Here is a 24843-nt window from a genome sequence, read left to right on the forward strand (position 1 = left end):
AATCAGTCTTCTTTATCCAGATTTTGCCAGTAAGCCAGTACCTTATCTTTGACCGGTGCAGGTAGCTGCTCAAAATTAGCTGAAAAATAATCCTTCTGATAGCTGTCAGCAGCTTTTGCTTCTATTGTATAGAACTGTTTTTTATGAAACAGTAACAGAATGACAGCATGTTGCTGATCGATATTGCTGGCTGCATTTTTGGAGAAAATAAACAGACTTTCGGGATAATGATCCTTGTCGCTGTCAAAGAATGCTTTGCGGTTGGACCATGTCATCAGAATTTCATCCGGAAAGCAAAAGTCTTTTTTACTTTGAAGGATCCATTTATCATTTTCTTTCAGGAATTCTTCTGCATACAGGGAATCTTTATCCGTTCCTTTTTCATTTTTTGAAAAGATATACATGCGGGCAGGTCCGTTTGTCTCTACAGCGTCTGCCATCATAATGCGTGTGCCGCTGTAGGGGATTCTGTTCCGGTCGATATTGTCTTTGTTTACCGTGATAAGGCTCACCTGTGCCCGTAGTAATGATCCGGTAAGCAGAAGTAATAAAATGATCAGGTGTTTTTTCATAATGTCAAGCTATAATTAAAGATAGTACAAAAAAACGGGAGTATGTTATCTATACTCCCGTTTTATATGTTTACGATATACGTCTTATTACATGGCTTCAGCAACGACTTCTTCTACTTCAGGTACCATTCTTTTCAGAAGGCCTTCAATACCTGATTTCAGCGTAATGGTAGAAGACGGACATCCACTGCAGGACCCGCGCAGTTCTACTGTTACGATGCCGTTATCAAATGATTTGTAGTGAATAGCTCCGCCATCCTGTTCAACTGCAGGACGTACATAGTCGTGCAATACCTGCTGGATCTTGACTTCTACTTCTGTTCCTTCAAAATTAGTGTCCTCATCGTGATGAACTTCTTTTACAGCCAGTTCGGACTCTACTGCTCCTTTTACAAAATCTTTGAGGATAGCTTCAATATCACTCCATTCCACATCGTCTGATTTGGTGATGGTCACGAAGTTACTTGCGAAAAATACACCGGTTACAAAGTTGAACTTGAAGAGTTCAAATGCAAATGGTGATTCCTGAGCTTTCTCTTTATTCGGGTAATCCAGACTTCCGTTGATCAATAATTTATTGACCAGAAATTTCATGGTTGCCGGGTTAGGAGTACTTTCTGTATATACGTTTATGGTTGCCATAGTTTTCTCTCTAAGTTATATGATGACAAATATAGGTGTTTTACTTATGCCTGCCCGTCATCGAAGCGTCAAAGGTTACAGTTCTACTCCGGTATAGTTTGATGGCGAAATCGCTTTTAACTCAGCTTTTACAGTTTCACTGACATTGAGGTTCTCTACAAATACAGCAATGGTGTCTTGTGTTACGTGTGTATTTGTACGTGTGAGATCTTTCAGTGCTTCGTACGGCTGCGGATATCCTTCGCGGCGAAGTACTGTCTGTATCGCTTCTGCTACTACAGCCCAGTTGTTGTTGAGATCATCCTGTAACGCTTTCTCATTTAAGATCAGTTTACGTAAACCTCTCAATGTAGATTTGATTGCGATAAGGGTGTGTGCAAACGGAACTCCGATATTACGTAATACCGTTGAGTCTGTCAGATCGCGTTGGAGACGTGAAATCGGGAGTTTTGCTGCCAGATGTTCAAAGATGGCATTAGCCATGCCCAGATTACCTTCCGCATTTTCAAAGTCAATAGGATTTACTTTATGAGGCATAGCCGAAGAACCAATCTGTCCGGCGGTAATCTTTTGTTTGAAATATTCCATCGAAATATATGTCCAGATATCTCTGCACAGATCGATGATAATATTATTGATACGTTTCAGCGCATCGCAGCTTGCAGCAAAATTGTCGTAATGCTCGATCTGCGTAGTGGTCTGTGAACGGTCTAATCCTAAGATGTTATTAACAAAATTATTTCCGAAGTCTACCCAGTTTTGGTTAGGATAGGCGATCTGGTGTGCGTTGAAATTACCGGTAGCTCCTCCGAACTTAGCAGAATACGGCACCACATTCAATAATTGAAGTTGTTTTTCTATACGCTCTACAAATACTTTGATCTCTTTTCCCAGTTTGGTAGGAGAGGCCGGCTGTCCGTGTGTACGTGCCAGCATCGGAATAGCTGTCCATTCTTTCGATAGGGCTGTCAGTTCATTTACCAGTTCCTGAATAGCAGGAGTGTAACTTTTCTCGATTGCTTCTTTCCATGAATATGGAATGGCTGTGTTGTTGATGTCCTGAGAGGTCAGTCCAAAGTGTATAAATTCCAGTGAATCATGCAGACCGAACTGCTCGAATTTGTCTTTAATAAAGTATTCTACAGCTTTGACATCATGGTTGGTGATTTTTTCTTTATCCTTGATCCACTGTGCATCTTCTGGTGTGAAGTCTAGGTACAACGCTCTTAATTTTTCATTTAATGATCCGTCAAAGTGTTGTAACTGTGGAATGCCGGATCCTGTCAATGCAATAAAGTATTCGATTTCTACCAGTACACGATATTTGATCAGTGCAAATTCAGAAAAATATGCAGATAGTTCGTTGGTCGCATTATAGTAACGGCCGTCTACAGGAGACACCGCTGTTAGAGAAGATAAAGCCATGTTTGTCATTTATTTTGACAAAAATAGCAAAACGAGCACGTATTCCCAATTTAGAGTGGTAAAAACAAAAAGACCGGTACAAATTTGTACCGGTCTTTAATGAGTTTTTTATACTCTCAATCGGAGATTAGTGAGCAGCTTTAACTGAATCAGCGATAGAATCACCTTTAGCTTTTACTGAATCAGCTACGTTGTTCAAAGAATCAGCGATAGAGTCAGTAGTAGCTTGGATTGAATCACCTAATGAATCTGCAGTTTCAGCAGTTTTAGTAGATGAGTTACCGCATGAAGCGAAAGCTAAAGTTAAAGCTAAACCTAAAAATCCGAATTTGAATAAGTTTTTCATTTTTAATTTTCTATTTTAATTGAAACAAATTTGTTTATTTACCTTTAATACCCGTAACCTAAAAAGGTAACCCCGAATATTTTATTTTTTTTAATTTTTTATTTAAACTGCTGTTTTTCTGTGTTTTAAAATTTTAAAAAATGTTATTTTTTATTTTTAAAGCGACTTGAAAAACAAATGATCGTTTAAATATGGCGCAAAGATGGGATATTAATATGACGTTGTCAAGACTTTTATTCTAATTGATGTGTTTATTTTTGATATATTTTTTAACTTACTTATAATCAGTAATTTATATTTTGTATCAAAGGATATGAAGTTGGCCGGGACGTGAACTGATGCGCCTTTTAATTGCTTGATTTACTTTGTTTTAAAAGAATTGGTGGGGACAGCAATTGACGCGTCTTCTTCTCTTTACCTTATTCTTCTTAGTCAGTAAAAGATAGTTATGCTATACAATTGGCAGGGACGTGAACTGATGTACTTGTTATTGTATGGCAGCTACTTCTCAGGTGACTGCGAAAAGTAGTCCTATTATTTTTCAATAATAAAAACTAAATTATAAGGCCCTTTGTTGTTAAAGGGGTTTAAACCGATACAGTTATGTTTGATAAAATAAAAAATATGATGGGCCTGATGAAGTCTATCGATCTGGAACAAATTGAAAAGATATCAAAGAAGATAGATCTGAAACAGGTTATGGAGGCGATCTCTAAAATGGATGATAAGCAATTGCAGGCTGTAACCAAAATGCTGACCGGAGGTGGTAAGAAGAAGGAGTTACCGCCTATAAATGGTGATTTCTATGATATTGATGCCAAATTAGGTCCTGAGGATCGTGCACTTCAGTTGAAAGTGCGTTCTTTTATGGAGACAGAGATCAAGCCAATTGTCAACAATTACTGGTTAAGAGATGAATTTCCTTTTGAGATCATTCCCAAGTTTGCCGCTCTGAATATCGCCGGATATACCTATGAAGGATATGGCTGTGCCGGAGGAACTTCCCTTATGGAAGGTGTCGTTGCTGCTGAGATCGCTCGCGTAGATGCTTCTATTGCTACTTTTTTCGGGGTGCAGAGTGGTCTCGCTATGGGATCAATTTATATCTGTGGTTCAGAGGAACAGAAACAGGAATGGCTGCCGAAGATGCAGAAGATGGAAGTGATTGGTGCGTTTGGCCTGACGGAGCCGGAAGTAGGGTCGGGAGCTGCGGGCGGTCTGACTACAACCTGCCAGAAGACAGAACAGGGCTGGGTACTCAACGGACAGAAAAAGTGGATCGGTAATTCTACCTTTTCGGATATTACGATTGTGTGGGCCCGTGATCTGGATGACGGAGAAGTCAAAGGGTTTATTATACGGAAGGATACACCCGGATTTGAAGTAGAGAAGATAAAGGGGAAAATGGCGTTGCGTATTGTACAGAATGGCTTGATCACGATGACAAATTGTGTGGTAGCAGAATCTGACCGTTTACAGAATGCCAATTCTTTTAAAGATACGGCTAAGGTGTTGCAGATGACACGTGCCGGTGTGGCCTGGATGGCTGTAGGTTGTGCGCGTGGTGCATATGAAAATGCGCTGGACTACACGCGTCAGCGCAAACAGTTTGGTAAACCTATTGCCGCATTTCAGCTTATTCAGAATCATCTGGTGGAAATGCTTTCCAATCTTACCGCGATGCAGACACTTGTATTCCGGTTGTCTGAATTACAGGATGCCGGACAGCTAAAAGATGAACATGCTTCTCTCGCAAAAGTCTTCTGTTCGCTCCGGACACGAGATATCGTTTCCAAGGCCCGGGAAGTAATGGGAGGAAATGGTATTTTATTAGAATATAATGTGGCCCGTTTTCTGGCTGATGCTGAGGCTATTTATTCGTACGAAGGTACCAAAGAGATCAATTCTCTGATCGTCGGAAGAAGTATTACGGGGTTCAGTGCATTTGTTTAGCATGATAATTGTAACGAAAAAGTGATAATCTGAAATGCTTTACGGCATTTCAATGAATAGTTACTTTATTATATTAGTTATGATCAAAAAGATTTTATTAACCTCTTGTGCTGTGGCGTTGTTGTCATCAGTAAGTTATGGACAGTTTAAGCTGAATTCGAAGACAGTAGGTTCTGCGACTAAAGCGGTCAAAGCAGTGACCCTGAGCAACGAAGATGTTGTAAAATATACGAAAGAGTATATCAAATGGATGGATGAGAACAATCCGGTGGCTCCGGATAATGATGAGCTGGCTATCCGTTTGAAAAAACTGACTTCAGGATTGAACAATTACGATGGGCTTGACCTTAATTTTAAAGTATATCTGGTACGTGATGTGAATGCATTTGCCTGTGCTGATGGTAGTGTGAGGGTATGCGCGGGATTGATGCAGGTGATGACCGATGAGGAAGTATTGGGTGTAATTGGTCATGAGATCGGTCACGTGAAGAATGAAGATTCTAAAGATGCTTTCCGTACGGCTTTACTGACTTCGGCATTGAAGGATGGTGTATCTTCACAGGGGGGGACTGCAGCTGCGCTTTCTGAATCGCAACTGGGAGCTTTAAGTGAGCAGATCGCAAACTCAAGCTTTTCCCGTAAACAGGAATCTCTTGCTGATGACTATGGATACGAGTTTCTGAAAAAGCAGAAATCCAATCCGTGGTATATGGCTAAAGCTTTCGAAAAACTGAATGAACTGTCAGGTGGTGAGAAACAAAGTGCTACTCAGAAACTGATGTCTTCTCATCCGGATACACCTAAGCGTGTAGAGACGATGTCTAAAAAGGCGGAAAAAGAAGGATTCAAAAAGCCTGAATAAAAGGAATTATCTGTTATAAAAAAAGTGGCGGCTTCCATATAGAAGCCGCCACTTTTTTTATGATGAGAACCGAAGTTCTATTTTTTATTTTTCTGTGCCTGTTGTTGTCTCATCATTTCTTCCATTTTAGATTGGAAAGATGATTTTTTCTTTTCAGACTCCGGTCTCTTTTTATTCTCTTCGATCTTCGCCAGAATTTTATCATCATCTACGAATGAACGAATCAATAATTGCGTCAGGAATGTAAATACCGCACCTAAGAAGTAGTAGTAGTTAAGACCTGCCGGGAAGCTGTTCAGGACGAAGAAGAAGATCAGCGGCATAAAGTATCCGATATATTTCATCTGTCCGGTCGCTCCGGATGTTGCATTATTGTACCAGGTAGTCAGTAGGGTCGTCAATGTCATGAGCACACACATTAAAGAGACGTGATCGATACCGAAGATTGCCGGGAATGTGATCGGCGAATCGTAGGTTGACAAATCTTTTACCCACAGGAAGCTTTCTCCTCTTAATTCGAATAGATTCGGGAAGAAGTAGAAAAAGGCAATGGTAAATGGCATCTGCAGTACCAGCGGGAGACATCCCCCCAATGGATTTACACCGGCCTGTTTATACAGTTTCATCTGCTCCTGTTGCAGCAATACGGCATTATCTTCACCTACTTTGGCTTTTATTTCATCCAGTTGAGGCTTCAATACACGCATTTTGGCCATAGACTGGTATGACTTGTACGTCAGCGGGAATAAGACACCTTTCAACAGGATCGTCAGAATCAGGATAACAATACCATAGCTCATGTGGAATCCGTCCAGAAAGTTGAACACCGGAACCGTGATCCACTGGTTAATCCAGCGCATCGGGCCCCAGCCCATGTTGATGATACTGTTTGAACCGTCATTCTGGGCTTTCAGGATATTGTATTTGTTCGGACCAAAGAAGAAATTAAAAGAATACTGGTTGTCTTTCTGGTTTGAAAAATCAAGTTTCGCTTTAGCACTGTATAATTTTACGATATCTGCTTCAGCAGCGGTTTTCACATCCAGATCAGCAGAGGCAAAACCTGTCTTGCTGGTCAGAATGCTTGAAAAATAATGTTGCTTGAATGCGATCCATGTTAATCGTTTGTCCAGCTGGTCATCATCATCACCGGATTCTTTTAAGTGATCTACATTATTTTCTGCAGTTTTGTAATAGATAGAGGACTTATCACGCTCTCCTTTTACATTTTTCTCTTTCTGATACAATACAGCTCCCCAGTCCAGAAGGATTGTTTTTTGATCCTGAGGGATCAGGTTCTGCAAACCTACGGCATTGATATCCAGTCCCAGGTTGTAATCATCGCCTTTCAATGTATAGGTATACTCGATATATTGCGCATCGTTATAGCTCAGTCTGAACTTCACTGTCTTTGAATCTCCTTTGCTTATCGATACATCTGCATCTGTCGTCTGGAAATTAAGATTGTTGGTAGAGATATTCTGACCGGCAGCGTTGAACATCAGACCAAATCTGTTGTTATTCCCGTCAAACAGGATTAACGGAGATCCGTCGAAGTTCTTTTCGTTTTTGAGCTCAACAGATTTTACACGACCACCTTTAGAGGTGATCTTTGCAATGATCTTTTCATTTTGCAGGGTGATGATTTTTTCTTCACCGTATTTTGCAGCTCCGAAAGGTTTTTTCAGTTCGGCTGAATCTACCTGATTGGTATTAACAGCAGTTTTTGCCGGAGTTTTTGTTGTGTCAGCTACCGGAGGTAAGCCTTCTTTGACTCTTTTCAGCGAGTCTTGCAGTCTTTGTTCTTGTTTAATCTCCGATTCTGAGGGTTTCATTAAATAAAATGATCCACCTAAGATGGCGAAGATCAGGATTAAACCAATTAGGGTATTTCTATCCATCTTTAATTATTAATTTCTATTCAATATTATCCGCAACCTCTTATTTTGTTGCTTTCGCTTTTTTGCCTGCCAGAGAAGCGGCTACAAAGCTAACAAAAAGTGGGTGAGGATTTGCAACAGTTGACTTTAATTCTGGATGAAATTGTCCGGCCACGAAAAAAGGATGGTTTTTCAGCTCGACTATTTCTACAAGACCGGTTTTCGGATTAAAGCCTGAAGCGATCATACCGGCTTTTTCATATTGCTCCAGATACGCATTATTGAATTCGTAACGGTGACGGTGTCTTTCAGATATTTTTGCTTTTCCGTAGATACCGAATGCTTTTGTTCCTTTTTTGATTTCACAGTCATATGCACCTAATCTCATGGTTCCTCCCATGTTTTTGATGTTTTTCTGTTCTTCCATCAGGTTGATCACCGGATAAGGCGTGCTTTCGTCCATTTCAAAGCTGTTTGCTCCTTTCAGACCCAATACATTACGTCCGAATTCAATCACTGAGCATTGCATACCCAGACAGATTCCGAAGAAAGGAATGTTGTTTTCTCTCACATACTGGATCGTCGTCAGCTTACCTTCCAGTCCGCGTTCTCCGAATCCCGGAGCGACTAATACGCCATCCATAGCTTTTAGTTTGTCCTTCACATTTTCAGGAGCAACACTTTCAGCAGCGATATAATGTACTTTTACTTTACATTCATTGCTTGCTCCGGCATGGATAAAGGCTTCCGAAATGGATTTGTATGCGTCCGGCAATTCGATATATTTACCTACCAGTGCAATATTTACTTCGTTTGTAGGATTTTTCAGTTTACCAAGGAATGTTTTCCAGTTCGTCAAATCCGGTTCATTTTTGGTGGAAAGTTTCAATTTCGTCAATACCGTTTTGTCCAGCTGTTCTTTCAGCATCAACAACGGCACATCATAGATTGTAGATGCGTCGATAGATTCGACTACGGCATTGATATTTACATTACAGAACAGCGCCAGTTTCTTACGGATATCCTGTGAAAGAGTATGTTCGGTACGGCATACCAGAATGTCGGGTTGAACCCCATATTCCAGCAATGTTTTTACCGAGTGTTGTGTTGGTTTTGTTTTGAGCTCACCTGCTGCTGCAAGGTAAGGTACCAGTGTCAGGTGGATGACCAGAGAATCATTATTGCCCAATTCCCATCTTAACTGACGTACAGCTTCAATAAACGGCAGCGATTCGATATCACCTACTGTTCCGCCCAGCTCTGTGATCACGATATCGTATTCACCGGTTTCACCCAGCAGTTGCATACGACGTTTGATCTCATCCGTGATATGCGGGATTACCTGTACAGTTTTACCCAGATAGGCGCCTTCACGTTCTTTTTGAATGACATGCTGATATATTCTACCAGTCGTGACGTTGTTAGCCTGAGAAGTTGCTACATTCAGAAAACGCTCGTAGTGTCCGAGGTCAAGATCTGTTTCTGCACCGTCTTCGGTAACATAACATTCACCATGTTCGTACGGATTCAATGTTCCCGGATCGATGTTAATGTAAGGATCAAATTTCTGGATGGTAACCTTATAGCCACGTGCCTGGAGAAGCTTGGCAAGAGAAGCTGCAATAATGCCTTTCCCTAACGACGAAGTAACGCCGCCCGTAACAAAAATATATTTAGTCATAGCAATTTTGGATTTCGAACTAAAAAATATGGGGGGATTGGTCCCCATTCATCAGCTTTATGTACGGGATACAAAGATAGAAATTTTTTCTGGATGTCGTGTTTTTTCCGGCCTGAAAAAGTAAAATGTTTCAGCAATCTCCGGAAAATGAAAAATGGCTATTAAACCTGTAGGCTATATCTCCTTCCACCGATGAGATTAGCCTACAGGTCTTTGATGGGAATATATTACCCGAATTTTATTTTTTTAATGGCTTTCAGAACGTCTGCATTAATTTCGGATTCACCGAATAAGGATACGCCTGCAGCACCGTTTTCTTTCGCCAGCTGAATAGCGGTTTCCAGTTCGTGTACATCTTTGAAATCCGGTAAATAGAGACCTGCATACAGCGGAAACTTTTTATGCAGTGTATTCACTCCTTCTGATACGGCTTCCCCGATCCAGGATACCGGTTCCCGGTAAAATCCGTGATAGATCATCGGAAATACGGCCGACAGATTCCAGTTGGTCCAGTCCTGACGCACGATGCGTTTGGCCAGGTCAGGCGTAGGAAATACGGCTGCAGTCAGGGGTTTATGGTATTCCTTAGCGACTTCAGCGATTCGGTTTACGACATTATTGATCTGTCGGTAACGAAAGCTGCGCCAGGAAAGGCTTTGTGCCGGATATTCCAGTTTATCGATGTCGATTCCTGTTTCTTTTCTGAAAGCATCTTTGCTGAATTTGCTGTAACAGAAGTCATAGTCCGGCAGTTCGCTGCTTTGATCCAGTTTGTAGTTTTGCCAGAGGTTGACCGGCAGTACCACGTCCGGATAGCGGATATAGTCCAGGTGCAGACCGTCTACATCTTTTTTCTCCAGCTGCTCTCTGGCTTTGTCTTCGAGATATTTGGGAACATCCGGATGGGAGGGGCAGAGGAAGCGGTAGTAATTGACATAGGCGGGATCGGTAGCGCATGATTTTCCGGATCTGGACACTGCGTACCACTCGGGATGAGCCTGCAGTAATTCTTTCTCCCCTCTGTTCATGGTCCACATCCAGCGATGGGTCTGCAGTCCCTGCTCTTTCGCTATTGCAAAATGTTTTTCTGAATAATTCTCGAAAAGCAGTCCGACTACTCCCGCATCTTTCCACGATTTGTATCTTTCTTTTAACGTTGCGGAGCTATCTTTTTCATTGGGTCTCACCCAAAACCAGTAGTCAAAACTGAAAGAATGCTGCGGAGATATTCCGGCTATCACATCCGCAGGTTTGAGACTTAGCGCTGCAACACTTCCGGCAGCCAGTTTTAAAAAATTTCTTCTGTTACTCATGAGGTTTATGGATTAGTATCAAAATTTCCCTTGCTGTCTACTATAGCAGTCTGTCTGGGATTGGACTTGCTGCGCAGGAGCAGGCTATAATAGTTTTTTTGCGAGTTTGTCAACAGTTCTGCGTCATAGGCTTTCAGATACGGCTGAATATGTGTCGTATAGGAGGGCAGATGACTTAGTTTGGCTGTATAGACCTTATTCTTGTCAAAATACAGTTTTTGTAAATAATGGATGTTCCAGCTCAGTTTGGATATCGTATAATAAGGAGGTAGTTCCGGTACGGTATCCTGCTGTTCGGTGACAAACTGGATATAGCCCCAGCGTTCCGGATAGTGCATATTGATGACTCCTATCGGTGACCATACCCAGTTGTCTTCTTCTATGCGTTTATTGTTTTTTAATTTTCTGCTGTATTTTCCATTCTGGATTTCATGCTGCCACTGTACACGTGAGAAGTTGATCTGCCAGTAATCTTTTGGCTTAGGGGCATTTCCCGGTCCGTAAGCGCGTAAAGATTCAAACGGAATGGCCATTTCTACAGCCCAGTACTTGTCTGTATCATCCGGATTATTGACTGTTCCTTCGTTGTGAACAGCCGAACGCAATCCTTTAACATCCCAGTGAACGAGTGCATTTCCGCCAAAACGGTAAGGTTTGGACAGCAACAGGTCAAAAATGGTGTTGAGTACATTTACTTCTATCTCATAATATTCACTTTGGTGTATATTCGGTTTGATAAAAATCTCAAAGTCATTATTGTGGTAAATAATGTCGTCATGCTTCTCCAGATTTCCCCATATATGTGGCTCTTCCATCTGTGCATATACATAGAGGTATTCGTCATCCCAGAGCATCTTGACCTGTGTCTTGTATGCCGGATCGGGAAGTTGCTTCCCCTGTATATCGACAAAGAGATTTGTCCAGGCTGTATTCTGCCAGTCTTGTTCAGTGGCTTTCCCATCAATTTCTATCGGATTGCCGGTCTTTACTACAGCGTAGGTCTGAGGTATGCTTTGCAAGGCCTCGAACTGGGCTATATTTTGTTGACCGGGGGAAGGGGAAACCAGCAACAGTGTACAGATCGTCGATAGCAGGATGTTTTTCATGTATAGGGCTAATATAAATGATGAAGTTAAAGTAAATTGTTTTAGCAACGAAATTCTGACCATTCTGTAAAAGAAATGTTGCAACGAAATTTTAGAATTCCTGTTCTTAAATATCAGTCTGAAAGTATACCTTTAGTACGTATATAAATTAGATAGTTTTTATGGAATATAGAAGAATGGGAAAGACGGGGCTCCAGCTGAGTGTGCTTTCCTTCGGATCCTGGGTGACTTTTGCCCGTCAGACGGATGATCAGCAGAACGATCGCCTTATGTCTGTGGCTTATGATGCGGGGATCAATTTTTTTGATAATGCAGAGGTTTATTCCAACGGTTTGTCGGAGGAGATGATGGGACGTATCCTGAAGCAGAAGGATTGGGACCGCTCCTCTTATGTGGTATCCAGCAAGGCTTTTTTTGGCTGGAAGGGTGCGGATAAAAAGCCTAATCAGCATGGTTTGAGCCGCAAGCATCTTACGGAGGCTTGCCATGAGGCGCTGACACGCCTGCAGGTGGAGTATCTGGATTTGTATTATTGCCATCGTCCGGATAAGAATGTGCCGATTGAAGAGGTGGTGCGTACGATGAATACGCTGATTCAGCAGGGTAAGATTCTGTATTGGGGTACGAGTGAGTGGTCTGCAGCAGAGATAGTGGAAGCGCATGCTGCAGCAGGTAGACTGGGACTGGAGGCTCCTGCTGTCGAACAACCGGAATATAACTTGTTTAACCGCCAGAAGATGGAAGCGGATTACCTGACTATCTTTAAAAATCTGGGTATGGGTACGACGATCTGGAGTCCGCTGGCTTCGGGTCTGCTGACCGGAAAGTATAATAACGGTATACCGGAAGATTCGCGTCTGGCACTGGAAGGATATGGCTGGCTTAAAGACAGAGCACTGGCGCAGGATAAACTGAACAGGGTAGAGGAACTGGGAAAACTGGCGGTGCAGCTGGCTGTATCGTTGCCTACACTGGCGATTGCCTGGTGTGTACGCAATCCGAATGTAACTACAGCTATCTTAGGTGCAACCAAAGAGAGTCAGTTGCTGGAAAATCTGAAAGCACTGGAGGTATTGCCGTTACTGACACCGGAGGTGTTAACGCAGATCGACGATATTATGCAGACCAGACCTTTTGTATCCGAATATTAATCCGGATGTAGCAAAGTAAACATAAAAAAGGCTTTGAAGTATTTTCAAAGCCTTTTTTATGTTCGTTGAGTAAATAATTATACTCGTCTTGTTTTGATACGAGCAGCTTTACCAGTACGATCGCGTAAATAGAATAATTTCGCACGACGAACTTTACCGTAGCTATTTACTACAATTTGGTCAATGTTAGGGGAATTTACAGGGAAAATACGCTCAACACCAATACCGTTAGAGATTTTACGTACGGTGAAAGTTGCATTAGTACCTTCGCTGTTTAATTGGATCACCACACCTTGGTACACTTGCACACGCTCTTTGTTTCCTTCGCGAATTTTATAATGAACGCTGATGGTATCTCCTGCTTTGAAAGCGGGAATTTCGTTTTTCGTAACCGCTTGTTCTTCTACAAATTTTACTAAATCCATGATTTCGAGTAATTAATAACGATTTTGTCCTGTAAAAATCGGAATGCAATATTACAGCTTTTTTTTCAATTTCAAAAATACTTTTTTCAAAAAGTTGAGTTCTTGTATTTCGGATGCAAAAGTACACAATTTTGCGGGTATTATATAAGATGTAAATAATATTTAATAAAGTTCGTTATGAGTGGGTTACAGATATATTTGGCAGAGAAGTCAAAAAATATTTGACAAAATGGTTTTTCGCCGTATATTTGTGCCACACAAAACAAAGGTGATACCTTTTCGGGGTGTAGCGTAGCCCGGTATCGCGCCACATTTGGGATGTGGAGGTCGTAGGTTCGAATCCTGCCACCCCGACAAAAGCCACTGATAATCAGTGGCTTTTTCTTTTTTCGGACACATTTCGGACAAATTATATCTGAATATTGATTATTCAATAACCTAAGCAAAGTTAAGTTAAGCTAGAAGAATAACCCTTCTTAAAGAATGATTGGAACATAATGCTTGTTTCTATAGAGCGTGAAAAGTTCATCTTATTCTTATAAAAAATCAAGAGGGCTAGGAGTCTTTTGCTTGTCTATGTCAGTGATATGAGTGTAGATCATAGTCGTTTTTATATTTTCATGACCCAATAACTCTTTTACAATTCGGATATCGATACCTGATTGGATTAAATGTGTGGCATAAGAATGTCGCAATGTATGTACAGAGCCTTCCGACTGAACATTTGCTTTGATCAATGCTTTTTTCAGAATCAACTGTACACTTCGTTCGCTATACTTGCCACCCCTCTCACCTTCGAAGAGGTACTCCTTTGGCTTGAATGCTTGATAATAATGTCTCAAAGTCGCCAGCAATTTGTCTGGTAATGATACAATCCGATCTTTATTACCTTTGCTTTGATGGATTCTGATAATTCCATCGGAAGATTTTATGTCTTTGATTTTGAGATTCAACAGTTCGCTAAGACGTAGTCCACAACTATAGATTGTCATCAGAATAGCCTTGTGTTTTAGATTTTGAGTGTTATCGAGAATATTTCTTACTTCTTCTTTTGAAAAGAATTTAGGTAATTTAGAAAATGATCGTTTCGGGTATAAGTAATCCAGTTGGATTTTTTTGTCCAATATCAGTTCGTACATCTTCTTGATTGCGCCCACTAATCCTTTTTGATAGGAAACACTAATTTTCCCATTTTGAACTTTTTCGTTTATAAACGCCTCAATATCTGACAGTGGAATTTCTTCAAGGGAGGGATATTTGCTAACATGTTTAAGAAATATACTAGCGTAATCCTTGTACGATCTAATGGTATTGCCAGCATATCTCTGCATCAGCAATCTCTTTTCGAAGGTTTCAAGTATGATTTCGCTATTCATATCAGGGAAATAGTATTTTATAATATTTTGTTTCGCTATTTGTGCGGTTTTATTTTTTAAATACAAATATATCAATATCTTATGTAGAAAGAAAAGTCAAATAACGAAACACGTATAGGGTTGGTTAAGCGAAATTTTCCGTATATTCGTTTCGTTAAAACAGATGTTGTTAGCAATCCGCTGCGCTCCTTGCTAACAATGGCTCGGCGACTTACGTCGCTTGCCGTAAGCCGCCGCTTCGCGGACTGCTTACAACAAGCGACTTGGCTAAATAGCTCCGCTTTTGTATCTTCGATACAGCTTCGCTACTTCGCCAAGTCGCCGAGCCATTGTACGACATAGTAAAACCGAACCAAACAAAATGAAAGTCAGAGAAGAAAAGTTAAGAACAATTATAGAATGGTCGGAGAAAAACGAAGATGTAAGAGTTCTTCTTCTGACAAGTTCACTTGTAAATCCTTTAGCACTTGTTGACGAATTTAGTGATTTAGACATTGAATTTGTTTTTGAGGATAATACAAATTACATTTCAGACAAAAGCTGGACGCTTAAATTCGGAAATCCAATTGCTATGATTGAAGAAGACGAAAGTTGTTTTAACCATAAACACGCAATGAAAATGCTACTTTATGAAGACGGTGTGAAAGTAGATTTTAAACTTTACAGCAAATCAAAATTTATAAAGGAAACGCAAGAGAAAGAATTACCAGAAGATTGGGATATTGGTTATAAAATTTTAATTGATAAAGATGGTATTACAAAGCAAATGCTGAAACCAACTTATCAAATTTCCATTATCAAAAAACCGTCTGAAAAAGAGTTTCAAAATCTAATAAACGATTTTTGGTGGGACACAACTTACGTGGCAAAGTGTCTTGTGAGAGATGAAATATTCTATGCGAAATTTATGTCGGAAACCGTTATTCGCACAGAATATTTAATTCCTTTAATTGAATGGCACATTGCAAGTGAACACAATTGGAACATAACGACCAATAAATATGGACGGCTTTTCAAAAAGTATCTTAACCAGGAAATGTGGGCTAAAACAGAACAAACATTTTCAGGGAGCGATATAAAGGAAAATTGGACTGCTCTATTTTCAATGACTGATTTAGTTTCAGAAATAGGAACTGAATTGTCAAAAAAATTAGAGTACAAATACCCGGATAAATTAGAAAATGACATACGAAAATATTTAGCTGGACTAAAACCCAAAACATAACTACGTTGTACAACATCGTATTGGCAATAGGCGGGCTGAACGGCTTCGTATCAACGGAAGTGCAAAATTCAACTTCTGTTCTTCGATTAAAGTTCAGTGCTAAAAATCCCGCCCATCGCCAATACGCGGCACGTTAGCGGTCAGGCCAAAATAGCTTTATAATATAGAACAAGAGAACATCCCCGAAAAATGAAAACATTACAATTTAAACGAGCCAAACCAAACGATTCAGAACTTTTATCAGAAACCGCATTTAAGTCTAAGAAAATTTGGAACTATTCAGATGAACAGATGAATTTATGGACAAACGAATTGACAATAACAGATTCCTATATTAAAAGAAATAAAGTTTTTAAAATATTCGATAGCAAAAATTTTTTAGGTTTTTGCTCTCTTGTCTATAAGGAAAAACATATTGAAATAGACCACTTTTGGCTTTTACCTGAAAATATTGGGAAGGAATATGGGAAAAAAACTTTTGATTTCATCAAAGAAACAGCTAAAGAAAGCAGCTCGAATATTATAAGAGTTTATGCGGAACCTAATTCTAACGGTTTTTATAGAAAAATGGGTGGAAAAATAATCCAAAGAAAAGAGAGTAAAATAAAAGGACGATTTTTAAATGTCTATGAATTTGAAGTTTAAACAAAATAAAAGCCCGAACCGCTAACAAACAGTTTGCCGCAAGGGCGGTTATGGTTTAAAATTCAACGGTCGGTTTTCTTTGTACGCAAAAACCATTTATTAAACTTTTTGATTAAATTTAAAGCTTAAAAATGGTTTTTGCTCGGGTCGGTTCTGAAATCGAAGTTTTGGCTTCTTTTCCCGCCCCAGCGGCAAGCTGCAAAACGTTGTTAGCAATCCGCTGCGCTCCTTGCTAACAATGGCTCGGCGACTTACGTCGCTTGCCGTAAGCCGCCGCTTCGCGGACTGCTTACAACAAGCGACTTGGCTAAATAGCTCCGCTTTTGTATCTTCGATACAGCTTCGCTACTTCGCCAAGTCGCCGAGCCGTTATTCAGGACTGTTTAAGTTTTTGATCTCCTGACGTTTTTGGTCTATACTGTTTAATAGTTTATTTTCTTCCTCTCTTTTAATCACCAAATTATGGAATTTCTTAGGGTTAAGAGAATGAGTAGAATCGATATGCGATGTTACATGCGGTAGCTCCAATTCTATCATTCGGTAACGCATTTCATACGATTTTCTATCGTCTAATTGTTTGTTCTTCTCGTATAGAACACCGAGACCTAGCGAAATAATGGTAGATAATGCTATCATAACAATGATCAGAGGTGTTGATTTGAGATCAATGCCGTAATGATGTTTTACAATGACCTGATCAGGAATTTCAGCTATCTTTGAAACAATGTCTTTTTCTTTGATTGTTAATACAGCTAATTCCTGTCTAGTTATTGTGGAGATTTCATTAGCTACATCCTGAAGTGTCCCATAATCGTTAATGATCTTAGATAGTACATCGTTTTCTCTTTTAATAAATTGCTTGATCTGTTGTAGTAGTTCCTGATCCTTTGCTCGCATTTCATGAAATTCCTGCATTTTCTTTTCATTTTCAGAAAGTAGGGAGACAATTGTAGGCATTATTCGTACAATATCCTGCGTGATCAAGTCTGTGTTTTCCTGCAATGCGCTTACCTGTTGCTGTATATTTTCTAATTCTGTGTTCATGGTATTAACGTTTTAGTCCGTAATTCTCTTTCTTTTTTCTTTTCTTGATCAACGGATCATCTTGCTCTGGTGTAATTTCGGGGTTCGAAAATAAAGCTGATGTTATGTGACCAAGTGTTTCTCCGATATTTCTGTCTATAGAATGATCCTTCGAAACATAGCTTCCAGTAATTTGATTTAGTTCAATAGAATTATCTATGCTATTTAAAGCCTTGTCGATCTGTCCGAAGCTCAATGAGCGGTCTATGGCAGAACCCCGAAATGTCTGTTCATCTTTGATGAACGAAATACCTTGAACCTCATCCGACCCCAATCTATATTTAAACTGCATTTCCACACCTCTGTAACGGATATAATTTTGTAGTTCCTTCCAGTTTTTACTGTGTCGTATGCCTGCCTTGACGGTGTCGTAAATTTGGTATTTCGTTAGATCATTACCTTTCAGTCTACCTCTGTTGACATTTCGTTTTCCTTCGGACTGCTTAAAGCCATATAATGCATTTAATTCTTTACAAGCTTTAAAGCTCTTATACCGCTGATTGCTATTGGAGATAGTTTTGCCATGATCGTTTACCCGATTAAAAATAATATGGATATGATCATGTTGGCGGTCGTGGTGGCGCACCATTAAGCATTGGGTATCCCTAATATCTAATTTTGATAAATAACGCTTAGCTGCGGATAGCATGATGTCATTATTCAGCTTGTTTTTATCTTCTGTATTCCACGAAAGAATAATGTGTCCGACTGCCTTGCCCAATCTTGGATTCAGCATCCGCTGAAAATTAAAGTCCTGTGTGATGGTCTTTGCCGAATCCGTCCGTAATCCATTTACATGGATAATCTCACTATCTTTTTTCAGGGCGTATCCAACGCATCCGCCGAAAGATCGGCCCTCAATTATCTTCGCTATCATGGTGCAGTAGTTTATTGATACAATGGTTAATGTGATGGATCGTATTTTTGCATTCCTGTGTCACCTCAATCAGTCCAGACTGGTGTGCTTTTTTAGTTAGCTGATTTAGATTGTTCGAAGCCCCAGTAATCGCCCTAAAAGCTTTCAATTGTTCTTCGGTAAACCTAGGTGTAATTTTTCGTAGGATCGCAGATTTGCGTACCCATTCCGATTTGCTCATACCTGCAATTTTTGCATTATGCAAAACTCTGTTATGTTCGCTTTCATCGAAACGGACATTGATCCTGAACTGTTTTTTATTTTCGAGTGCGGGTCTTCCGCCTTTTTTCTTGTTATTTTTCATCTTGTTTCTTTTTAGCTGTGACCATCGGGAGCCAATCGGTTTTGGGGTCACCAAAACACAACCTTGCTTCCTACCTATTCGATAGTTTTCTTCCCGATTGAATATTTTGGGTCTGTTCTTTGGATGATGTGAAAATCAGATAGTCATTGACATCCTTGATCCTGTTGTCTTGCCTCTGCAATTCTTCCATTCCATTTTTTACGGTGTGCGTTTTTTCAAAATGGCTTCGCAAACTGTTGTACGATTTTAAACCACTGCTATCTGTGTCCAGATAGCTTGTTATTCCGTTATGTCGCCCTAAGAATGGATATGCTTTTTGCAGATTGGCGGTCGTATTCAGGATACAGAAGTTCGTATTTAGATACGGCTTACCTGCATTCTTTTTTAACGTCATAAAGGATAGCAGATCCGTGAAGCCCTCAAACAAAACAACATCTTTGTTGCCGTTATCGATCGTGGTGATCCCCTTTGTCAATAGGGAGCGTTTATCATAGCTGTTGCGCAGTTCGTATCCACCTGCATCATTCTTAAAACTTGCGGCAAAGTACGTCTGTCCTTTTGCCGTCCGGTAATAGATTTCCTGACAGTATACTCTGGCAATTTCAATATCTATTTTGCGTACGTCGGTCAGATAGTCTGTCAGAGCTTTGTTTCCGAGAGGCTCAACGGAAAGGATGGTGTAAGCGCGTTCATTTTCTTGTTGCATGACCTGTACTTTATCCAATACGGTCTGCTGGTGAAAAGAAAAGATATTTTTTCTTTCATCAGCCCAATCTAAAACAGTTGATAGGTTTTCCGTATCCAAAAACTTCATCAGGAAGTCAATGTTATTTCCTCCGAATCCTTCCGAATGCGAGTACCAGATATTCCTATGGATATCCAACTTTGTCGAAGCCGTTCTTTCGTCTCCTCCATTGAATGGGTTTTTAAACCATGCTTCACGGCTGTTCATCCTTGCGCATGGTATCTGTAGATAATTTAATATGGATATGAGCGGTATGCGCTTTAATTCATCACATGTCATAATCTTAATTTTAAAGTAGGTTTAGTTTAGTCTATTACTATATAGGGGCGGACTAAACTAAACCTGTTTTTTAATAATAGAATTCAGGGTTGAACCGGTAGGTCTTATCGTTTTTGATGACCATCCGTTTGTTTTCCAGAAATGTCTTCAGCTGTTTGGCTTTATTGATGCCGAAATTGAAGCCCTTTGCCAGATACGCATTCCGTAATCTGCCAACATATTCATCATATGTGCAGGTTATTTCACTGCCGTTGAACATTTCCTGTAACACTTCCCGATGGTTCTCTTTGGAAAGCTCCTGATAGTCGAATCCCTTTCTCGATACTGTACCTGACAGGTCAAAGTTCTCATCCAGTACGGGCAAACCATCATCGATAAAAAAGGTAAATGGCTCAAACTCGATATCCCTGATGAACTTTGGCGCCACGGTGCTGTAGTTTGTATCCAGATCGCTTTTGGTGACCTGTAATATGGATTCAGCCTTATTGTTCAATTCTGTCCCCAAATGCCCTCTGGTGTTGTCATCACCCTTGTTTAGGTGCAGTACGGTATGGATGTGTATATTCAGCTCCTGTGACCATTTCATCAGCTTGCCGGTAATTTCGGTCGCTTCCGTAGCATTATTGATGTCGTAAACAAGATCCCTGATCCCGTCTATGATGACCAGACATATTTTGCCCGCATATTTGGACAGGGCATATTCGATGATACTTATGCGCTCTTTAGTGGGGTATTCCCTCAGGGATATAAATTTTAGGTTTTCATGGACTTCCGTTGTCGGGTAATTTATGAGTTTGTAAACCCTTGAAATCAACCTGTGGCAATGGAATCTGCTCTGCTCCGTATCGCAGTACAGTACCAATGGACGGTTTATGGGAACTTTGACCTTATACTGTAATATCTGTTTTCCGCTCAATGCAGCAGCGACCAATGAAATCACATTGAATGTTTTCCTACTCTTGGCCTTTCCGGTGGATGCGCTGAAATTTCCTAATGTACCGATAACGGAATCGGAATTGCTGATTGTTATCATGATCGGAGGTTCTAAAAATTTATCTGTTATTTTTACTATAGCCCTATCCAATGCAGTGGCTATGTCCTGGTTAAACGAGATCATTATTTACCTCCTTTGTTATGGTTGAAGTTCGTCATGGATGCCATAACATCTTCTTTGTTGAAGTAAATGCGCTTTCCCATACGTTTATAGGGAATACGCCCCTGTTTCATCCATTCGGTCAGGCTGACAAGGGAAATATCAAGCTCGTTTGCCATTTCCTTTTTGGTCATTAGTTTTGTCGGTTGCTTTTTTTGCGGAGGATCGTCCATATTACCAACCTTTGAAATAAAAACCTGTAGTTCTTCCCTAACTGCATCCTTGACACAATCTCTAAGGGCATTTCGATCCAGTGTAATCATACTTTGCTCATGTTTATCAATTTAAGAATGTCGAAGTCATGGCCACTTTCTTCGTTTAATTAACTTGACACAAAATTGGGCAAGCAAGACCACAAAAAATGCCGTTCAGAATTTTGAACGGCATCTCTGCAAGGGGGTGGTATGATTTATCTTCTGGCTATTCAATTGGAATAATTTTGAATTTGCGATCTGAATTGTCAATGTCGGTGGGTTTACCGTCACAAAAATAGTTCTCTACTGTTCCGAATGGAATTGGCTTATCATGTTCCAAAAAATGATTGGAAATGATTTTTGCCCATGTTATATGGGCGTTAGTCCCTAGGAATGTTTCTGCTTTTCCGTTGATTATTATCTTTGCTTTCATAAATTCATCAAACAACGCGATCAGATTAAGTTTGTCGCCGTTCAGTATATTGATTTTATGATGATCCAAGGAATTCAATCGGGATTTCTCTTTTTTGAGCTTTTTAACCTGTTCTTTAAATTCATCCAATTCTTTTAATGTCGTATTATACTGTGCTAGCAAACGATCGAGATTTTGTTTCTGGATGAATTGCTTTTTTAATTCTTCCTGTTCCTCTTTGTTCGAATCTAGATAGTTCTCCAGAATAGTTTTTATGGTATTTATATTGGATTCTGTACTTGCATTGGATGAATTGGCAAGTTTCGTAAATGCCGAATCGATCAATTCCTGTGTCCGCTGGAATTCTATTTGAGTTTTGCTCTTTACTTCTTGCAATAGTTGCTCGCTGACTATCTCATATTTTTTTGACAGACTTACCGTGAAATTCCATCGGTCATATTTGGGAAGGATATTCTCGATGAAATACTGGAATTTCTGTATTCTAAGGTCGTTTCTTCTTTTCTGTGTCGCCGACAGCTTTTCCTGTGATTTGCTTCTTTCCTTTTTTAGCTCGGAATTAACAGTCTGCCATAATTCTTTAAAAAACTCTCTGCCGTCAGTATCGTTGAATTCAGCTTTGTAATAGTTGAAGTGGCGCAAAAAGAGATCTTCAAGTTGACTCTCTGGAAGTCGCTGAACTTTTATAAGAAAGTGTACATCCGCATGCGTATCGTTCTTGGAAAAAGGGACGCCCACGTCCAATGGATGCGGATCAAAGTCAAACGGTTTTCTTCTTCTGAAATATTTACTGTTCATAATTTTAAAATTTGTTCAGTGCATCGATTAACGAATCCGTGTTTGCCGATTCGTATTTCATTAAAGTCCTTATGTCGGAATGTGCGGTCAGTTTCTGCACAAGTGTAATGGGTACGTTCCTGCTCAATAGGTTCGTTACCATTGATCTTCTGCCGACATGGCTCGATAGGAAGTCGTACTTCCTTTTTTCTATCACCAGCTTTTGCTTACCTGAATACCTTGTGATCTTTATGATTTCGTCCATTCCTGCCAGTTTGCCGACAGTTTTGATATATTCATTGAACTTCTGGTTGGATATCTTGGGCACGGAGTAACCGATACGCTCCAAGATATCCTTTGCTGGGGCAATATACCCCTCAAAAGGTACGATCACCCTTTTTTTGACTTTTACCGAAATGAAGTCCCAAGCATTGTTTTTTATGTCCTTTGGGTCAAAGTTGATCAGATCCTCAAATCTTTGCCCTGTGTAGCACAATAGACAGAACAGATCCCGTACCCTTTCCAGACTGGGTCTGTCCGAAAGATCATGGTTCATCAGTTTCTGTATTTCGGATTCTGACAGGGCAATGATCTCATTGTAGGCTTTCTTCTTAAAGTTTGTCTTCTGGGTCTTGAAGACATCGGGATGCACCAAATAATCATTGTCGTTGCACCACTTTAGGAATACCTTTAACGTGGAGATGTACTTGTGGATGGTGTCATTCAGCAAGCCCTCTTTATCTCCATCGTTCGTGTTCTTTTTCCTGCTTAGAAATACCTCAAACTGATCGAGAAATTTACCGTCCATTTCCCTAAGGATAAGTTTTGTTCCCTTATGCTTCTCAAAATCCTCCAATCCCTTAAAGACTGTCCGGTATTCTTTTAACGTACCCTCTTTGACAAAATTGGATTTGTAGGAAAGGAACTGGGTTTTCAGGTGGGAAATGGATATTTCACTATTGACGGCATTGTCCCTGTCAATACAGTCCTGTACAATCTGTTTATAATCCTCTTTGGAAAGAAACTGGTTTGTTTCTTTTTTTCGCATTGCTTCCCTTGTACAGCAGTTTGCAAGGTTGTTCAGTTCAACATTGAATTCCAACGCTCCGCTGGCACTTGGTTTAAGCCTTTCCTTTTCAAAATCCCAACTTTTGGGCAATATCTTATAGTTTGTCCTGTATTTTATCCTACAGGATTTATCCGGTGAAAAGAAGAGATACAGTGCAGTGGGCGATGGATTCCAGAACTTTTGTGCAAGGTTCTTCTTTTTCCCTCCAACCTTTGCCAATTCCTGTTTGACCTTTTCAGGCGAAATATCGGGATTATAGGGCTTATCTAAATAAAAATTCACTTTCATATTTCTCGGACATATTTCGGACAGAAATGCTTAATATTACCATATTTTACCTTTGTAAGGTTAGGTAAAGATAGGTAATAAAATTTGTAAATACCTAATAATCAGAGTAAAATAAGAAAAGTAAAAGTAAGATATGATAACGGTTCGAATCCTGCCACCCCGACAAAAAAGCTCTGACGAAAGTCAGGGCTTTTATTGTTTCGGGCCGGATGAGAAGGCTGAGGATCATATGGAATTCTTGGGAGATACTCTTTAAGTATATAATAAATCAGTTCAGTTAGTATAATCCTGCACTTAGATTTCTGAATGAAATATAACATTTGAGCTTTAGTGTGAAAAAGTTAATTTGTGGAGTCTTAAAGTATTTCCCATTTTTAAAGAATTAAATCAACTTGTATGATTAATGAACTTTACGAATGTAAAATTTTAAGAGCTAGCAGGACTAGGTTATTGCAATTGATAGAAACAGTTGATTACGAGATACTCTTCAAAATTCCGGAAGGTTTTAACAATAATATAATTTGGCAAATTGGTCATTGTATTACTTCTCAACAGAGGCATATGTATATGCGTAGCGGATTACCAATGCATATTTCTAAAGAATTTATGGAATCCTTCAAAATTGGATCGTCTCCAGGTTCCTGGCAAATTACTCCCGATACTAATGAGGTGAAGCCCTTATTGATTGATACAGTTAATATCCTTGAGTCGGATCTGGAATCCGGATTATTTATAAACTATGAACCCTTTGATTTACCGATCGGAATTCATGTGAAAAATCATATCGAAGCATTACAAGCTGCTAACTATCACGAAGCGGAGCATAGCGGAAAGATTTTTATGTACTTGAAGTTACTCGTCAAAGAGTGATGCAGATCAATGAAGGGGCACATTCAATAATTTGATAAACAAGTGTCAGAAGGAAGATTTACAGATAAGTCATGCTCACTAAAGCGCTTTATCATTTCTAAAAATATCTGTCGTAAAGTTTATTTTGATTTCC

At 39.9% G+C, this 24843-nt stretch carries 24 protein-coding genes and 1 tRNA gene; 7 read left to right on the forward strand and 18 right to left on the reverse strand.

What is annotated here, in order from left to right; genetic code table 11:
- Positions 1–2: 2 nt before the first annotated feature.
- From I6J03_RS13885 to I6J03_RS13900, 4 genes are all read right to left on the reverse strand, one after another.
- The gene (locus I6J03_RS13885) at positions 3–572 is read right to left on the reverse strand and encodes a hypothetical protein (protein ID WP_004336635.1); all 570 of its coding nucleotides are present in this window, start codon (positions 570–572) and stop codon (positions 3–5) included.
- An 87-nt stretch (positions 573–659) separates the two neighbouring features.
- The gene (locus I6J03_RS13890; protein WP_002993121.1) at positions 660–1214 is read right to left on the reverse strand and encodes a NifU family protein; all 555 of its coding nucleotides are present in this window, start codon (positions 1212–1214) and stop codon (positions 660–662) included.
- Positions 1215–1289: 75 nt separating this feature from the next.
- A complete protein-coding gene (gene purB / locus I6J03_RS13895; protein ID WP_039990525.1) occupies positions 1290–2639 on the reverse strand; it encodes an adenylosuccinate lyase in 1350 nt (449 codons plus the stop codon).
- 127 nt (positions 2640–2766) lie between these two features.
- A complete protein-coding gene (locus I6J03_RS13900) occupies positions 2767–2985 on the reverse strand; it encodes a hypothetical protein (protein WP_002993125.1) in 219 nt (72 codons plus the stop codon).
- A 603-nt stretch (positions 2986–3588) separates the two neighbouring features.
- Here I6J03_RS13900 and I6J03_RS13905 point away from each other — a divergent pair.
- Complete coding sequence (locus I6J03_RS13905; RefSeq protein ID WP_004336642.1) at positions 3589–4938, forward strand: acyl-CoA dehydrogenase family protein; 1350 nt, start codon at positions 3589–3591, stop codon at positions 4936–4938.
- 79 nt (positions 4939–5017) lie between these two features.
- Positions 5018–5800: a M48 family metallopeptidase gene (locus I6J03_RS13910; RefSeq protein ID WP_115170665.1), complete on the forward strand. Its 783-nt coding sequence runs from the start codon at positions 5018–5020 to the stop codon at positions 5798–5800.
- A 77-nt stretch (positions 5801–5877) separates the two neighbouring features.
- Here the strand turns inward: I6J03_RS13910 and yidC are convergent, their stop codons facing one another.
- The 4 genes from yidC to I6J03_RS13930 all read right to left on the reverse strand — a co-directional run bounded on the left by yidC (position 5878) and on the right by I6J03_RS13930 (position 11780).
- Positions 5878–7701 carry a membrane protein insertase YidC gene (gene yidC, locus I6J03_RS13915; protein ID WP_201693741.1) on the reverse strand — a complete coding sequence of 608 codons (1824 nt, stop codon included), beginning with the start codon at positions 7699–7701 and terminating at the stop codon, positions 5878–5880.
- 40 nt (positions 7702–7741) lie between these two features.
- Positions 7742–9361: a CTP synthase gene (locus tag I6J03_RS13920; protein ID WP_037459839.1), complete on the reverse strand. Its 1620-nt coding sequence runs from the start codon at positions 9359–9361 to the stop codon at positions 7742–7744.
- 227 nt (positions 9362–9588) lie between these two features.
- Entirely contained in the window at positions 9589–10674 is a 1086-nt protein-coding gene (locus I6J03_RS13925) for a family 10 glycosylhydrolase (RefSeq protein ID WP_004336652.1), read from the reverse strand.
- Positions 10675–10679: 5 nt separating this feature from the next.
- Complete coding sequence (locus tag I6J03_RS13930) at positions 10680–11780, reverse strand: carbohydrate-binding family 9-like protein (RefSeq protein ID WP_236586189.1); 1101 nt, start codon at positions 11778–11780, stop codon at positions 10680–10682.
- Between the two features lie 161 nt (positions 11781–11941).
- Here I6J03_RS13930 and I6J03_RS13935 point away from each other — a divergent pair, with 161 nt between their 5' ends.
- Positions 11942–12931 (forward strand): potassium channel beta subunit family protein, encoded by a 990-nt coding sequence (locus I6J03_RS13935; RefSeq protein WP_004336656.1) that lies wholly within the window; start codon positions 11942–11944, stop codon positions 12929–12931.
- A 77-nt stretch (positions 12932–13008) separates the two neighbouring features.
- Here I6J03_RS13935 and rplS read toward each other — a convergent pair whose 3' ends face one another.
- Complete coding sequence (rplS, locus tag I6J03_RS13940; protein WP_002993135.1) at positions 13009–13356, reverse strand: 50S ribosomal protein L19; 348 nt, start codon at positions 13354–13356, stop codon at positions 13009–13011.
- A gap of 280 nt (positions 13357–13636) precedes the next feature.
- On the opposite strand from rplS, the gene I6J03_RS13945 reads away from it, so the two are divergent.
- Positions 13637–13710, forward strand: a tRNA-Pro gene (locus I6J03_RS13945).
- A gap of 182 nt (positions 13711–13892) precedes the next feature.
- On the opposite strand, the gene I6J03_RS13950 is transcribed toward I6J03_RS13945, so the two are convergent.
- Positions 13893–14732 (reverse strand): tyrosine-type recombinase/integrase, encoded by an 840-nt coding sequence (locus tag I6J03_RS13950; RefSeq protein WP_039990626.1) that lies wholly within the window; start codon positions 14730–14732, stop codon positions 13893–13895.
- A 361-nt stretch (positions 14733–15093) separates the two neighbouring features.
- Here I6J03_RS13950 and I6J03_RS13955 point away from each other — a divergent pair, with 361 nt between their 5' ends.
- Positions 15094–15957 carry an aminoglycoside 6-adenylyltransferase AadS gene (locus tag I6J03_RS13955; RefSeq protein ID WP_003013318.1) on the forward strand — a complete coding sequence of 288 codons (864 nt, stop codon included), beginning with the start codon at positions 15094–15096 and terminating at the stop codon, positions 15955–15957.
- Between the two features lie 189 nt (positions 15958–16146).
- A complete protein-coding gene (locus tag I6J03_RS13960; protein WP_003013292.1) occupies positions 16147–16602 on the forward strand; it encodes a GNAT family N-acetyltransferase in 456 nt (151 codons plus the stop codon).
- Positions 16603–16971: 369 nt separating this feature from the next.
- Here the strand turns inward: I6J03_RS13960 and I6J03_RS13965 are convergent, their stop codons facing one another.
- The 8 genes from I6J03_RS13965 to I6J03_RS14000 all read right to left on the reverse strand — a co-directional run bounded on the left by I6J03_RS13965 (position 16972) and on the right by I6J03_RS14000 (position 23840).
- Positions 16972–17646, reverse strand: coding sequence for a hypothetical protein (locus I6J03_RS13965; RefSeq protein ID WP_003013290.1), 675 nt, complete (start codon positions 17644–17646; stop codon positions 16972–16974).
- Between the two features lie 4 nt (positions 17647–17650).
- Entirely contained in the window at positions 17651–18562 is a 912-nt protein-coding gene (locus tag I6J03_RS13970) for a relaxase/mobilization nuclease domain-containing protein (RefSeq protein ID WP_003013289.1), read from the reverse strand.
- Positions 18543–18905 carry a plasmid mobilization protein gene (locus I6J03_RS13975; protein WP_003013287.1) on the reverse strand — a complete coding sequence of 121 codons (363 nt, stop codon included), beginning with the start codon at positions 18903–18905 and terminating at the stop codon, positions 18543–18545. The genes I6J03_RS13970 and I6J03_RS13975 overlap by 20 nt, the downstream gene beginning before the upstream one ends.
- Positions 18906–18975: 70 nt before the next feature.
- Entirely contained in the window at positions 18976–19857 is an 882-nt protein-coding gene (locus I6J03_RS13980; protein WP_003013284.1) for a toprim domain-containing protein, read from the reverse strand.
- Positions 19858–19999: 142 nt separating this feature from the next.
- The gene (locus I6J03_RS13985; RefSeq protein WP_224200403.1) at positions 20000–20962 is read right to left on the reverse strand and encodes an AAA family ATPase; all 963 of its coding nucleotides are present in this window, start codon (positions 20960–20962) and stop codon (positions 20000–20002) included.
- A gap of 83 nt (positions 20963–21045) precedes the next feature.
- Positions 21046–21345 (reverse strand): helix-turn-helix domain-containing protein, encoded by a 300-nt coding sequence (locus I6J03_RS13990; RefSeq protein ID WP_003013280.1) that lies wholly within the window; start codon positions 21343–21345, stop codon positions 21046–21048.
- Positions 21346–21502: 157 nt separating this feature from the next.
- The gene (locus tag I6J03_RS13995) at positions 21503–22504 is read right to left on the reverse strand and encodes a coiled-coil domain-containing protein (RefSeq protein WP_003013276.1); all 1002 of its coding nucleotides are present in this window, start codon (positions 22502–22504) and stop codon (positions 21503–21505) included.
- Between the two features lie 4 nt (positions 22505–22508).
- Positions 22509–23840, reverse strand: a complete 1332-nt coding sequence (locus tag I6J03_RS14000) for a site-specific integrase (RefSeq protein WP_003013274.1) — start codon at positions 23838–23840, stop codon at positions 22509–22511.
- Positions 23841–24236: 396 nt separating this feature from the next.
- On the opposite strand from I6J03_RS14000, the gene I6J03_RS14005 reads away from it, so the two are divergent.
- Complete coding sequence (locus tag I6J03_RS14005) at positions 24237–24710, forward strand: DinB family protein (protein WP_201693745.1); 474 nt, start codon at positions 24237–24239, stop codon at positions 24708–24710.
- The last annotated feature ends 133 nt before the right edge of the window (positions 24711–24843 follow it).

Origin of the sequence: Sphingobacterium spiritivorum (assembly GCF_016724845.1) — a bacterium.
Lineage (GTDB): Bacteria > Bacteroidota > Bacteroidia > Sphingobacteriales > Sphingobacteriaceae > Sphingobacterium > Sphingobacterium spiritivorum_A.